The 14006-nt window shown below is 44.6% G+C and carries 17 protein-coding genes; 5 read left to right on the top strand and 12 right to left on the bottom strand.

From position 1 onward, the window contains the following. Positions 1–4: 4 nt before the first annotated feature. From AB4307_RS04760 to AB4307_RS04715, 10 genes are all read right to left on the bottom strand, one after another. Positions 5–1096, bottom strand: a complete 1092-nt coding sequence (locus AB4307_RS04760; RefSeq protein WP_048609564.1) for a flagellar basal body P-ring protein FlgI — start codon at positions 1094–1096, stop codon at positions 5–7. Between the two features lie 94 nt (positions 1097–1190). Then, entirely contained in the window at positions 1191–1967 is a 777-nt protein-coding gene (gene flgH, locus AB4307_RS04755) for a flagellar basal body L-ring protein FlgH (RefSeq protein WP_017066181.1), read from the bottom strand. An 88-nt stretch (positions 1968–2055) separates the two neighbouring features. Further along, positions 2056–2844, bottom strand: a complete 789-nt coding sequence (gene flgG / locus AB4307_RS04750; protein ID WP_017062259.1) for a flagellar basal-body rod protein FlgG — start codon at positions 2842–2844, stop codon at positions 2056–2058. A gap of 21 nt (positions 2845–2865) precedes the next feature. Next, entirely contained in the window at positions 2866–3615 is a 750-nt protein-coding gene (flgF, locus tag AB4307_RS04745; RefSeq protein WP_017056855.1) for a flagellar basal-body rod protein FlgF, read from the bottom strand. 251 nt (positions 3616–3866) lie between these two features. Continuing rightward, positions 3867–5171 (bottom strand): flagellar hook protein FlgE, encoded by a 1305-nt coding sequence (gene flgE, locus AB4307_RS04740; protein ID WP_017062260.1) that lies wholly within the window; start codon positions 5169–5171, stop codon positions 3867–3869. 49 nt (positions 5172–5220) lie between these two features. Then, the gene (gene flgD / locus AB4307_RS04735) at positions 5221–5934 is read right to left on the bottom strand and encodes a flagellar hook assembly protein FlgD (protein ID WP_010439286.1); all 714 of its coding nucleotides are present in this window, start codon (positions 5932–5934) and stop codon (positions 5221–5223) included. 17 nt (positions 5935–5951) lie between these two features. Next, positions 5952–6365, bottom strand: coding sequence for a flagellar basal body rod protein FlgC (gene flgC, locus AB4307_RS04730; RefSeq protein ID WP_004736176.1), 414 nt, complete (start codon positions 6363–6365; stop codon positions 5952–5954). Between the two features lie 4 nt (positions 6366–6369). After that, positions 6370–6765, bottom strand: a complete 396-nt coding sequence (gene flgB, locus AB4307_RS04725) for a flagellar basal body rod protein FlgB (RefSeq protein WP_004736175.1) — start codon at positions 6763–6765, stop codon at positions 6370–6372. A gap of 255 nt (positions 6766–7020) precedes the next feature. After that, positions 7021–7848, bottom strand: coding sequence for a protein-glutamate O-methyltransferase (locus AB4307_RS04720; RefSeq protein WP_004736174.1), 828 nt, complete (start codon positions 7846–7848; stop codon positions 7021–7023). A gap of 11 nt (positions 7849–7859) precedes the next feature. Next, on the bottom strand, positions 7860–8786 hold the full coding sequence (locus AB4307_RS04715; RefSeq protein ID WP_017066180.1) for a chemotaxis protein CheV: 927 nt from the start codon (positions 8784–8786) through the stop codon (positions 7860–7862). A gap of 77 nt (positions 8787–8863) precedes the next feature. Here AB4307_RS04715 and flgA point away from each other — a divergent pair, with 77 nt between their 5' ends. The 3 genes from flgA (at position 8864) to AB4307_RS04700 (ending at position 10598) form a co-directional block, all read left to right on the top strand. Continuing rightward, the gene (gene flgA / locus AB4307_RS04710; RefSeq protein WP_017064135.1) at positions 8864–9610 is read left to right on the top strand and encodes a flagellar basal body P-ring formation chaperone FlgA; all 747 of its coding nucleotides are present in this window, start codon (positions 8864–8866) and stop codon (positions 9608–9610) included. Between the two features lie 178 nt (positions 9611–9788). Continuing rightward, entirely contained in the window at positions 9789–10106 is a 318-nt protein-coding gene (flgM, locus tag AB4307_RS04705; RefSeq protein WP_017062263.1) for a flagellar biosynthesis anti-sigma factor FlgM, read from the top strand. Positions 10107–10172: 66 nt separating this feature from the next. Beyond that, positions 10173–10598: a flagellar protein FlgN gene (locus AB4307_RS04700; protein WP_017062264.1), complete on the top strand. Its 426-nt coding sequence runs from the start codon at positions 10173–10175 to the stop codon at positions 10596–10598. Positions 10599–10838: 240 nt separating this feature from the next. On the opposite strand, the gene flgP is transcribed toward AB4307_RS04700, so the two are convergent. Together flgP and AB4307_RS04690 are read right to left on the bottom strand one after the other, a co-directional pair. Continuing rightward, positions 10839–11270 (bottom strand): flagellar assembly lipoprotein FlgP, encoded by a 432-nt coding sequence (gene flgP / locus AB4307_RS04695; RefSeq protein ID WP_016791311.1) that lies wholly within the window; start codon positions 11268–11270, stop codon positions 10839–10841. 9 nt (positions 11271–11279) lie between these two features. Then, positions 11280–11915, bottom strand: a complete 636-nt coding sequence (locus AB4307_RS04690; protein WP_017064137.1) for a FlgO family outer membrane protein — start codon at positions 11913–11915, stop codon at positions 11280–11282. Positions 11916–12107: 192 nt separating this feature from the next. Here AB4307_RS04690 and flgT point away from each other — a divergent pair, with 192 nt between their 5' ends. Next, positions 12108–13241 (top strand): flagellar assembly protein FlgT, encoded by a 1134-nt coding sequence (gene flgT, locus AB4307_RS04685; RefSeq protein WP_017062267.1) that lies wholly within the window; start codon positions 12108–12110, stop codon positions 13239–13241. 140 nt (positions 13242–13381) lie between these two features. Further along, complete coding sequence (locus AB4307_RS04680; protein WP_123301878.1) at positions 13382–13888, top strand: Fe3+-citrate ABC transporter substrate-binding protein; 507 nt, start codon at positions 13382–13384, stop codon at positions 13886–13888. Positions 13889–14006 lie beyond the last annotated feature (118 nt).

Here is a 14006-nt window from a genome sequence, read left to right as displayed (position 1 = left end):
TTCCTTAGATAATGATCAATTGGCCTTCAATTGCACCGGCTTGTTTCAGTGCTTGAAGGATTGCCATTAAATCAGAAGGTGCAGCGCCTACTTCATTGACTGCGCGTACCAAATCGTCCAGCGTTAGGCCCGGTTCAAATTTGAACATCTTGCCATCGCCTTCCGTGATTTCGATATCAGAATCAGGAACCACTACCGTTTGACCACCAGAGAATGCATTCGGTTGGCTTACGTTGAGATTTTCTTTGATTGCAACCGTCATACCACCATGGGTTACCGCCGCCGCTCTTAGGCGAACGTGCTTACCAACCACAATCGTACCTGTACGAGAGTTGACGATGATTTTTGCAGAGCCTTCAGCAGGGTCGAACTCGATGTTTTCGATAGCCGACAAGAATGCTACACGCTGGCTGATTTCACGCGGTGCACGAACTTTTACTGAAGTTGCGTCTACCGCTGAAGCCATTTGTGGGCCTAGGAAATTATTAACCGCATCAGCCATACGCTGAGCCGTTGTGAAATCTGATTGGATTAGGTTGAAGGTGATGTAGTCACCACGACCGAATGGCGTTGGGATCTCTTGTTCAACCGTCGCACCGCTAGAGATGATACCAACGTTAGGGTTGTTACCGACAATCTTAGAACCGTCGTTACCTTGTGCACTAAAGCCACTTACCACCAAGTTACCCTGCGCGACCGCATACACTTGACCGTCTAGACCTTTCAAGAAGGTCTGTAGCAAGGTACCACCACGAAGGCTTTTTGCTGAACCGATAGAAGAAACGGTTACGTCAACTTCTTGGCCTTGCTTAGAGAATGCTGGCAGTTCAGCAGTCACAATAACAGCCGCGACGTTTTTGGTTTTTGGCTTAGTGCCGGGCGGCAATTGGATGCCAAAATTTTGCAGCATTGCGTTAAATGTTTGATCGGTAAAGGGAGTTGTCTCACCAGTACCCGGCAAGCCCGTGACCAAACCATAACCGACAAGTTGGTTACTACGAACACCCGCCACTTTTGCCACGTCTTTGATTCGCGCAGCATGGGCACTGGTGGCAAGAAATAGCATGCCGAATAGTACGAGTGTCAGTTTTTTCATTGAGTAACCTGTCTGTATTGCTCTAATTTATAATAGCTTAGCTAAATGTGGCTGAGTGATAGAGGCTGTCAGTATGTCGTCGTCCTATCAAGCTCTACAGAGATACATTAAAGAATCGTGCCAAGAATCCAGGCTCTTGCATATCTTTCTGTACGCCAGTCCCTGAGTACTGAATTCGTGCGTTAGAAACACGGTTTGAAGCAATGGTATTTTCGAAGTCAATATCGTCTGGACGGATGGTACCGCTTAGGCGGATGTACTCATCGCCGGTGTTCAGTGTCATCCACTTCTCACCACGAACCACTAGGTTGCCATTAGCTAATACTTCGATGACTTCAACGGTAATGTAGCCGCTGATGCTGTTACTTTGGTTGGCTGACGCATCACCAGCAAAAGTATTGGTGTTACTCAGATCATAAGAGAAGTTGTACTTGTCGATCGTCAGATCTTGACCACCAACAGCCAGCGGCTCCATTGATGCATCATTCGACTTAGACATGTCTGCGTTGGCTTTTTTGGTCGCTCGAGTATTCTCATCTAACGCTACAGTAATTATGTCACCAATACCACGCGGTTTTGAGTCGTCATACATGCTGCCAATGTGGTTCACATTAAACAGTGAGCCCGTTGCCGCTGCGTAATGCTCTGGTTTCTGCTTGGGGTTGATTGGCGCCCATGCAGGGTCACCAGCAATTGGATCGGTTCGCCCACGAAGCGTGTCAATAATGCCAGAGCTCTCTTGCGCCGACTTATCACCTTCCACAGCATCAACCACTGTGGTTGCATTTTCTTCTGCCGGAGTCTCGATCGGGTCCAGAACAGCACATCCCGACATAGACATAAACAAAGCTAAACAAAAAATACGTTTCATGGCGATATACTCTCAGCAGGCAGTGGTAAATGGGTCAATTAGCAAAAACAGATAGATTAATTAAAAAAGTAAACGGCGAATAAACCAATTACAGCTGTTGGTTAACAAAGCTCATCATCTTGTCTACTGACGAGATAACTTTCGAATTCATTTCGTATACACGCTGAGCTTCAATCATGTTTACCAGCTCTTCGGTTACGTTTACGTTCGATGTTTCTAGCATCGATTGGCGGATGTTACCCAGGCCATCAAAGCCCGGTACACCCTCTTGTGGGTCGCCACTCGCGCCAGTTGGCAAGTAAAGGTTTTGACCTACTGGCTCTAGACCACCTGGGTTTACAAAGTCAGTAATGGTAATTTGACCAACCACGACGTTGTTTTGCTCGCCACGTAGACGAACCGATACTTCACCGTCGTTACCAACCGTTACCGAGATCGCGTCTTCAGGAATCACAATTTCTGGTTGTAGAGGATAACCTTGGCCCGACGTTACGATCGCGCCTTCACCGTTCAGTGTGAACTGACCATTGCGGCTGTAACCTGTTTCACCGTCTGGCATTTCAACTTGGAAGAAACCGTCGCCTTCAATCATCATGTCTAGGCTGTTAGATGTCGTTTGTGCGTTACCGTGAGTGTGCACTTTTTGAGTCGCGACGACCTTAGAACCGGCACCCAGCATCAAACCACTTGGCAGCTCAGTATTCTGAGACGATTGACCACCCGGTTGATTAATATTCTGGTAGAACAGATCTTCAAATACCGCGCGGCTCTTTTTAAAACCAATGGTCGAGGCGTTGGCAAGGTTGTTCGAAATCGTTGAGATATTGGTTTGTTGGGCGTCTAAACCCGTTTTACTTACCCATAATGCTGGATGCATAGCAATGTCCTTTAAATTCTATTAGCTCATACGAAGCAGTGAATCAGACGACTTGTCCATTTCCTCTGCTGTGCTCATCATTTTGACCTGCATTTCAAACTGACGTTGTAAGTCAATTAGGCTGGTCATTTCACCTACGGCATTTACGTTACTGCCTTCGATAGCACCTTTTAGCAACGTTACCGCTGCATCTGCTTCGTATGCCTGATCTGGGTTTTTCGAACGGAATAGACCATTCGTGTCTTTAAACAAACTTTGGTTGTCTGGACGTACAAGCTTAATACGATCAACCACGGCCAATTCTTCAGCTGGAGCGCCTTGAGGAATCACCGAAATCGTACCGTCTGTACCAATTTCTACTTTGCTGATTGGGATTGGCAGCGTGATTGGTGCATCGTTTTCACCAAGCACTAAGTGACCGCTTGCGTTGGTTAGTAAACCGTTTTGGTCCACCCTTAGGTTACCGTTACGTGTTAAACCTTCACGGCCAGTATTGTCCATCACTGAAATCCAACCATCACCTTGAATGGTAACGTCTAGATCTCGGCCAGTAGTAACCACACTACCCTGAGCGAAATTATGACCCGGACGCTCTGTCATGCTGAAAACACGAGTAGGCATGCCTTCGCCATACGCTTGCATTGAACGTGCCTGTGCTAAATCAGCACGGAAACCCGTTGTACTTACGTTGGCAAGGTTGTTTGCACGTAGCTGCAAAGCTTGCATATTTTGCTTAGCGCCACTCATGGCAAGAAACAGTGCGCGATCCATAATTTTGCTCCAAAAATCATCTTCTGGGGCTAATAAAGCAAACACTGTGCCAATATTTTTAACTGTTATTTATCAATAATTTAAATAGAAAACGAACAAGAAGGGTGATCATCAAAGGATCATTGAGGAAGAATTGTTGCCAGTGGCATTACCGGGCGGCAATAGGGGCGGCAAATAAAAAGACAAACAACAATACCCAATTCAATAACATTGAATTGGGTATTCGCAGATGATTCAAACGCTTTAAACGATTAACGAATCTGAAGAATATTCTGTTGTAGCTGGTTGTGTACTTCTAGAGAACGCGAGTTCGCCTGGAAGTTACGTTGAGCAGAAATCAAATCAACCAGTTCTTGAGTCATATCGATGTTCGACTGCTCTAGCGAGCCGTTGTTGATGCTACCAAATGAACCTTTGTTCGATTCACCCCAGATCTTGTCACCAGAGTCGTTGGTAGAATCCCATTGAGTACCTCCTTTCTTATCCAGACCTTGCTCATTTGGTACACGAACCAAGCCTACACGGCCAAGCATCACGTTTTCACCATTTGAATAAGTACCTAGAACACTGCCGTACTCATCGAAATCGATTTTTGTTAAGAAACCTGTTGTCGCGCCATCTTCATCAAACTTAGTCAATTCAAACGGAGCGGCAAACTGAGTTGAAGAATCTAAACCAAACTTAAGCACTTGAGTTGGATCAGCACCGTTCAAGTCAATAGGGTTCGCACCAGCACCCAGTGGTTCCGAGTTAATCGGCTGACCATTGTTTAGGCTTGCTAACGTACCGTCATTGTTGAACTTCATTGTGTGACCAACATGACCTTGTGCATTCGTCGCATCACCACCAGTAATGTTGACCGGCTTTTCACCGTTCTCATCTGACATGGTGTAGTACGTTTGCCAAGTGTTTGGTTGAGTCTGATCTTTGAGGTAGTAAGTCGTTAACTTGTAAGACTGACCCATAGAATCGTATACCGTCGAAGACGTTGCACGGTTATAAGTATCAGCATCTTTGAAGTTAAATGCAGCCGGGTCTTTAAGATCACCGTTTGCAGGAAGGTTAACCCCTACTTCAATGTTTTCTGTCTGTTTTGGCTTACCAAACTCAGCAGGAATGTCGAGAGGCTTTGGCGCGTAAGAAAGAACTTCACCCGAGTTTGGATCAACATCGTAACCTAAAAGAAACTCATCGTTAGCGGTAACCATGTAGTTGTCTTTGTTTAGGTGAAATGCACCATTACGCGTTAATTCGTTAATCTCTGGCACCATGCGGTCTTTCGATACTGCAAAGAAACCTGTACCACTTACACGTAAGTCCATTGGGTTGTTCGTATAAATACTTGAACCTTCGTGGAACTGTTGCGCCACTTGGCTAGCTTGCGCACCGCCACCTGCCGTCGTTTTTGCGTTAGTGAACAACGAGCTTGAGTAAACATCACCAAACTCGGCACGAGACTCTTTAAAGCCAAATGTGTTCGCGTTCGCAATGTTGTTACTGGTTGTATTCAGGTCTAATTGTGCAGCGGATAGGCCGCTTAAAGCTACATATGACATTCCATTATTCTCCTAATCTATCTAGCTAGCATAGTCACTCAATAAAGAGCTACGCTTTACCAACTTCTAGTACTTCAGCAAGTCGTACTGGCGATGTGAAACCAGCCAGATTGAGTAGTACGTTGCCATCGCCCTTACCAAGAAGCACACTGTTCACGTTCGCATAACTGGAAACTTGGAACTCTGTGTTCTCGCCATCCAGCAAACCCGACGCTTTCACGTTGTATTTACCGGCCGGCAATGGGTTACCGTCTTCGTCTTTTCCGTCCCATTCAACACGTGTATCACCAGATGGTTTAGAGCCGATATCAAATGTGCGAACCAATTGGCCAACTTCGTTCTCAACACGGACCATTACATTGTCCATTGCCTGAGGAAGCTTAACCATTGCCGCCATACCGCCATCACCGGGTTTTACACCTGCCGCACCAGGAACCAATACATCACGCCCAACTAAAGAGGAGGCCTGAAGAGCTTGGTTAGAGGTCATTGATGAATTCAAGCTTTCAAACTGTGTATTCATTTTGCCAATGCCATCTACAGTCGCAAATGAAGCCATTTGCGCAATCATCTGGTCATTGCTAACCGGCTTGAAAGGGTCTTGTTGTGCTAGTTGCTTAGTCAACAAAGATAAGAAATCTTCTTGTTTAAGATCCTGCTTACCTGTTGTTTCATCGGGCTTTTTAGCGCCATCTTGAAGACTCTTCAGCTGGTCAACATAGGACAAGCCGCTTTGACCAACATTGTTGTTGATTCCAGCCATGTGCTACCTCCTTATCCTTATTGACCCATCTGCAGCGTACGCAGCAGCATTTGTTTACTCGAGTCAGCAACCTGTACGTTCGTTTGGTACGCACGTGATGCCGAAATCATGTTTGCCATTTCTTCCATAACGTTGACATTAGGCTTGTAGATATAGCCTTCGTTGTTCGCTAATGGGTGATCCGGGTTGTACTCCGCGCTTAGCGGCTTATCGCTTTCCACAATACCTAATACTTTCACAGGCACAGTGTGACCACTGTTGCGTGCTTTATTTAACTCAGCGCCGAACACTGCGTGACGAGCCTTGTAAGTTTCTTCAGCAGAACTACTTACACTGTCCGCGTTCGCAAGGTTGCTCGAGGTCGTATTTAGACGAACAGATTCAGCACTCATCGCAGAACCAGTCACATTGAATACATTGAATAAACTCATCTAATTATTCCCCTTTAATCGCTTTAGTTAAATTCTTGAACTTACTTCCTAAGAAGTCGAGAGAGGCTTGATGCCTAATTTGGTTTTGCATGAAAAGGTTTCTTTCCAAATCCAAATCAACCGTGTTGCCATCTCCTGTATCAGGTTGGGTAGGAATACGATACTTCGTTTCCCCGTTCACCGTTGTTGAGGCAGAAATGTGCCGACCATCTGTACGGCTAAGACCAATGCTTGCCCCAGAACTTGCCGCTTGCAGTGATTTCTTAAAGTCTAGTCCCTTTGCTTTATACCCAGGCGTGTTTGCTTGCGCGATATTGGTGGAAAGCACCTCAGCGTTACGCTCACGTACACCAACTGTGTGCTGGTGAATGCCCAAAGCATTGTCAAAAGAAATAGCCATGTAAACCTCAACTCAAGAACTGACTGTTATGAAATAACCAAAGCAATATATATACCAACTTTTAAAACGAGGCGGTCTATCAATGCTTTTACAGGTTACTCGTGGGTAAACTTGCAATATACAAGCCAAAAAATAGAGTAAATTGGAATGTCACTCTGACTTAAAGATATAGCTTAAGCAGGAAAAAGAAAAACCAGCACTTGGCTGGGTTTTAAATTTAGACGGTAACGTTACACCTAATATGGGTGCCACTCGTTACTTTAATTTGTAGATGATGCCTGGATTACAGCGAACCATTTCAAAACGATCGGTTAAGCCTGTTAACGATTCAGACGCACCCAACAGTAAGTAACCACCAGGGTTCAGGCTATTTGCCATCTGGTTAAGTACCTTTGACTTCATATCAGGCGAGAAATAAATCAGCACGTTACGACAGAAAATAATGTCGAACTTGCCTAACAATGCATAGCTGTCCATCAGGTTCTGAGGGCGGAAGTTCACCATGCGCTTGACGTTATCTTTCACTTTCATACGGCCATCGCCCGCATCTTCAAAGAAAGTACGACGGCGCTCTGGAGAAAGTCCACGTCCCAATGCAAGGTTGTCATAAGCGCCAGTACGGCACATATCCAACATACTTGCTGAGATGTCAGTTGCGGTAATCGATACATTTGGCAGCATACCTGGCTTACGAGCTTGAGTTTCAAGAATCGTCATTGCCATTGAGTATGCTTCTTGGCCTGAAGAGCTTGCCGCAGACCAAATCTTAATAGGACGTTTATTTGCCGCTATTTCCGGTAGAAGCTTATCCGCAAGCACAGCAAACGGGTAAGTATCACGGAACCAAAGTGTCTCGTTCGTCGTCATGGCATCGACAGCAGCCACACGCAGCTCACGGTTTCGACCTGTTACTACATCTCTCAACAAATCAGACAAAGAAGCTAACTTAAACTTCGTTACTAATGGGCTTAGACGACTGCGCACTAAATACTGCTTGCTGTCACCTAATACAATGCCACATTGAGATTCTAAGAAACGGCTGAAATCGCGATACTCTTGATCACTTATTGTTATAGCAGTCATTAATGTCTCTTTTAGTTAGTTAACGCAGCTTTTACAGCTGCACCAAGCTCATCTGGGTTGAATTTAGCGATGAAGGAGTTAGCTCCAACACGCTCAACCATGGCTTGGTTAAATACACCACTCAACGATGAGTGTAAAATTACGTATAAATCTTTAAGTTCGGCGTGACGACGAATCTCAGCAGTCAGCGTATATCCATCCATTTCTGGCATTTCGATATCAGAAATCACCAATGAAATCTGATCGTAAATACTGCCTTCTGATGACATCTGTATCAGCTTCTCGTAGGCTTCTTTACCATCCTTCACCGAGATAACTTCAAAACCAATCGACTCAATAGCACGTTGAACCTGCTTACGAGCAACGGTCGAGTCATCAGCAATCAAGATGCGGCGAACCAGTTCTTTCTCTTGTTCTACTTTCGCAATATCTTCAGCAATCTTGCTGTCCATTGTTTCATCAACAGGAGAAATTTCTGCAAGGATCTTCTCAACATCAAGAATTTCTACCAATTCATTATCAATGTTGGTTACCGCTGTCAGGTAGTTAGCTCTACCTGCGCCATCTGGCGGCGGAAGAATCGATTCCCAGTGCATGTTAATAATGCGCTCAACTGAACTTACCAAGAAACCTTGAATGGTTCGGTTAAACTCAGAGATAACCACAAAACACTTTTCAATATCCGTTGTAGGACGGCCACCAATCGCTAAGCTCAAGTCGATCACAGAGATCGTTTGGCCACGAATGTGTGCTACACCTTTAACCAGTGGGTTCAAGTTTGGCATCTTTGTCAGCTTAGGGCATTGCAGCACTTCTTTTACTTTAAAGACATTAATGCCGTAACGCTGACGCCCCATTAGGCGAAAGGTTAGTAATTCTAATCGGTTTTGACCGACGAGTTGCGTACGCTGATTCACCGAATCAAGAATACCCGTCATGAGCTCATCTCCATATCAAACTTTTTTGTATAAAAAGTGTTAGTCTACTGCAGGCTACGAACCACCAGAGAAACGGAATGACGTATTATAAAACAAATTTGCCACCTCTTTCCATAGCAATGTGTAGAGCTACTTTTAAAACTGTCGCTAAGTTTATCGGCATTTTATCAATATTGTTTAGTTTTTTTGTACAAGCTGCGACCCCAGAACAAATTGAGATGATTCAGTCTGCAGCGGAGCAACATATCCTTGATACAGTTGAGCAGCCACAAGGTGGCGAACTCTTTGTTAATTCAGCAAATGTTGACTCAAGAATCAAAGCGACAGACTGCCCAGTGCCTTTAGAGACCAGCGCTTCAACAACCACCAATACCCGCAGCAGTATTACGGTTTTAGTGCAATGTGTTCCTGATGAGTGGCGAGTTTATGTACCGGTGCGCCTTTCGATGTCGGTGCCTCTTGTCACCACCACTCGCTCACTCGCGAGAGGCGAAATCGTCGGTCAATACGATGTCACCACCGCTATGATTTCTCTTAACAAGTTTCGTCGCCAAGGTTTCACAGCTCCACATCAGGTCATCGGCGCTAAGGTAAAAAAGAACCTAAGACCGGGCGATGTTGTAGAAAGAGGTGATATCTGTGTCGTGTGCCGAAACGAGAAGGTTATCATACAGGCAGTAAAAGGTGGCATGACCATTACCACCAAAGGAACTGCGCTTACCGATGGCTCTATGGGTGATCAAGTAAGAGTGAAAAATGATAAATCACAGCGTATAATTGAAGGGATTGTTACCAGCATGTCTGAAGTCACGGTTTACTTTTAACTCTTTACTTCTAAATTGACGGTATCGTTAGCGATTTCACCCTCAACTCTAACGCCAAATATAACGGCTGCGGTGTTTTGTCCCTTTTCGACTATTGAGCTAAAAATTGCTAAAGTATTCGAACCCTTGGTCGATATTGACTGTACAGGTTCCCATTTTTGAAGAAAAAGGCTTAACTATGGCAGGCATTGATAATATTCGTTCAGGGCAAACCCTAACGACCACTAACCGATCAGCAGTACGCTCTGATTCTAGTTCTGAGGCATCACGCTCTGATGTATCAACTAAATCACCAGCAAGCAAAGATGCGGTTTCACTGAGCCAACAAGGCAAAGCGATTGGTCAGCTCCACCAAGATATGGCAGCACAGCCAAGCTTTGATTCTGTGAAAGTAGCAGCGATCAAAGAAGCAATTGCGAATGGTTCATACACTGTCGATCCAGAGAAACTGGCTGACAACATGATCAAGTTCGAAGATGAATTAAAAGGCCTTTAAGAAAACACTAACTTTTGATTGAAGTTATTGTCTTAAAGTACACGAGGTTATGAATAGGTTTACGTTATGGCGGCACTAGCAGATTTAGTTAATTTTCAACTTCAAAATGCCAAAGCCTTATCTGAATTACTAAGTTCAGAGAAAACCGCTATTACGAGCCGACAATCAAACGATATTGAGCGAATCGCCAAAGAAAAAGTAGTCCTTGTTGAACAATTAAGATCAACCGATCAGCGAATCGCGACCCATACCAATATCTCAGAACTGACCGAGAATCCTGAACTTGCTCAGTTAGTCACAAAGATCCAGTCGATAGTGCACGATTGCCAGCAAGCGAACCTTGTTAATGGCGAAGCCTTGAATCGAGCACACCTTAGCTTCAAAAAACTCAGCAATATGATGCAGCAAAGCCACGGTAAAATTGGCATGACCTACAATGCCGGTGGTCAAACGCATACTATTTCCACGCTGGGAACCAACGTAAAAGCCTAGTTAAGCTACCTCTTCAACAACACTCCTACTTAAGTCTGTATCTCAGGCTATTTCTGTCGTTGTTCTTTATCAAAATTTCTAATCAGCCTTTGAACACCCTGACAAAATCGATAAACAAAAAAGCGGCAAGTATTTTCATACTTGCCGCTTTTACATCCATATTAGTTATTGGTTGCCGATATGCCATCTGGAAAGCGAGTAGCAACCAATATCACTGAATATTCAATTCGAACACCGAAATTAGAACAGTGTTTGTTGTCTCTTCTCAGGTACTGCCTGAACTTCACCGTAGTTACGTAGCTGATCCATCTTGCGAATATCCAACTGAAGCTCTGTTACGTAGCTATCACCCACAGGGTAACTGCGCACCACTTCTGCGCCACGGATAACACCATCAACCGCACCTGACGTACGCTCTGTACCAAGCCGTTGATCTTCAAGTTCTGCTCGACCGCTTACTCGCATGCCGTAAACCTGTTCAGCAAGCTCACGATAAGCATCGATCTTAGAGGCTCTCATCGCGCGGATACGTCTCTCTTCGTCGTTACGACCTTTCTGCTCACTGATACTCGCATAGCCAACAGCCACTAAGAAATCATCAGGTCTCATGCTCTGCAATGGCTGACAGCCAACAAGCAATAAAGCGGCAACAACAAACATTAACTTCTTCATCTCGAACTCCTAAGGGCGAAGAATAACAGTATAAGGCTGACTGATCGTTGGATCGGAACGAATGATCACGCCATCTTGAGTTCGAATACTGTTGAGAGTATCTAGGTCACGGCCAATACGGTCTGCAGGTAAGAAGCCTTGTGCCGTCGCCACTACAATTCGAGTTTGCATGCCAACAACGCGAGCATTTACTAGTACACCGCCTTCTTGGCGAAGCATGGTGCCTGTCAGTACATACTGTACGTCTTGCTCTTGAGCTAAGTCTTTCCAATCGCGGCTCAACGCAAAGTCACCTTGGTGAGTCACTTGGATAGAGCCAGTAGTTTTAAAATCAACTACCTTGAAGCCACGACGCTGAAACTGATGAATGAAGCCTTCTGATACCGAGTTGCCTAGCCAGTTCGTTGTGTCCATGTGCTGCAGGTCCACAAACGAAGTAATTGCTATTGGCGTTCTCGCTGAAATACTTGTATTCGAAATGATCAAATCTTCAGTCATACTTTCCACAAAAAAATCCATGGTATGACGAGGGCTGTCCATCAACATAAACTGACTGCCTGAATATTCAGACTTGCCGTTATAGATCGGCGAATAAGCGCATGATGTCAGTAACATGACACTCATTACTACGAGCCATTTTTTCATTCTCTAATCTCCAGATAGTTTTAGTGCCACCTGTTCCAATATGTTCTCACCATTATTCTTTTCAATGGATTACAATGTTGGAACAGTCTTTGCTTTTCATTAATGGTTCAGATTAAGAAAAACGCACTTAAGTCAGCTTCAAGCTTATAGTTATTTGTTAAGCAATATTTATACCCAACTGGTAACGAATAGATGAAAAAAATAATTTCTTACTTATTTTCAATAAGTTCACTGATAACCATAAGCTTCAGTGCTCATGCCTCTTGGTATGAGGTTACCGGTACCGCAGCCATCGTATCGTCAGAGGAAACGGCAAGGGTCCATGCTCTGGAAGACGCGGTATATAAAGCGATCCAGTTCTCAGGAGCCGATATTGGTAGCATTGCCAACCTCACGCCCTACCTCGACGCAAACAAAAAAGAGTTTCAATTTACCAATCATGAAGTGCGCTACATCTTGGTAGAAAAAGAGAAAAAACGCAGTGGCAATATAATGATCACCGCAAGGATCGATATCTATCCTTCGGCAAATGCTTGCCATGAGAGCCAATATAAGAAGACATTTTTGGTCGGCAACATCGATGTGACTTCCCCACAGCAAGCTGTAATGGGCAGAATCTATAACATCGGTGATGATTTTGGTCATGTCGTAGATCGACAGCTGGCGCAAGAGTCTCGCAGCTTTGTTTCCGTTGGCACGACCAATTACGACATCGACAAACGTCGACCTGAAGTGATCAAGATGATCGCCCAAGACACTGGCGCACAATACATCATTGGTGGCGACATTACCGATTTAACCGCGACCATCGAGTCCAAACTGTTGAAAGACGACATCATCAATCGCCAGTTTGCGTTAGAGATGCAAGTCTTCGATGGTAAAACAGGACATCAGGTTTACAACCGTAGCTATCGTGAAGTGGCAAAGTGGCCATTTGCTAAGACCAGTGAAGTGGACACCCGCAGTGCTCGTTTCTGGGCATCAACCTACGGCAGTATGATGCTGCGTGTTAGCCGCAATATTATGTTGGACTTGGAATCTGAAGTGTCATGTAAGATCACGCTTCCAGAGGTGGCAGCGGTATTTGGTAACACGGTGACCATTGATTTAGGTCGAATGCATGGTGTTCAACAAGGTGACAAACTGCAACTGTGGCACACAGGTTCGTTTATCGACCAACGCGGCTTGCCACGTAATAAGGTATCTCAAAGCGATATCACACTGACCGTTTCTCGCGTTTATGAAAACGAAGCAGAACTGACGATCGACCAACCAAGCCTTGCTGGAAGCATTCAAATTGGTGATGTGATGCAGAAAATCATGTAGTTAGCGGCACGCCCGCCTCACAGTTTCTAATAAAGCCTTAGCACTTTTGTTAAGGCTTTATTTTTTTTCATGGGTATTAGTTTCGGTTTTGTAGTATTTGGCGTAATCTTATTAATAACATAATCATCACTTAGCAAACTATGAGTCAGAATAATCTAATTGGTGCTACCGGTTACCGCTTTATCTCGAAAGGTAAAACCGCTTTTAAGATCCACATCCATACTCCCGAAGATACGGTGCTGCATCGGTCGGTCGGTTTTGTTCGTATGGGTGAAGACAAAGCACTAAAGAAAACCATTAAATTAAGAGATGAACTGGGCAGACAGCTTTGGGGTAAATTTTGGCCCAAAGTCCTCAAAGAGCCCTTCCTGATGACGCGCCTGCCTCATAGTTTAGAACCCAAAATTGTATTCAAGCCAAATCCAACTCAGAGTGATCCTGAGCACCGCGACGAGTGCTACATCGCTAAGTGGCGCGTCTTCTCTGAGAATGGTGACTACAAGTACAAAACCAAGGTATGTTCAATCAGAAAGCACGGCCGACTTGCAGCTTATAGCCAAACCAAACGTGCGCTGCTTGATGCTCACAAAGACGTAATTGATCTACTTATATTTATGGGACGATTGAACAGCATCGACTTAAAATAGGCTTAAATCCGATTAAGCTGACCGCCCATATTTTTCAGATACAAAAACAGCCGCACATTGCGGCTGTTTTTAATTTATGACGATCCATCGTGGCAATTTAGAGTATTGCTACATACAA

The organism is Vibrio sp. 10N.261.52.C2 (genome assembly GCF_041471425.1).
Lineage (GTDB): Bacteria > Pseudomonadota > Gammaproteobacteria > Enterobacterales > Vibrionaceae > Vibrio > Vibrio crassostreae_C.
This window is presented reverse-complemented; position numbering and strand designations above follow the sequence as displayed.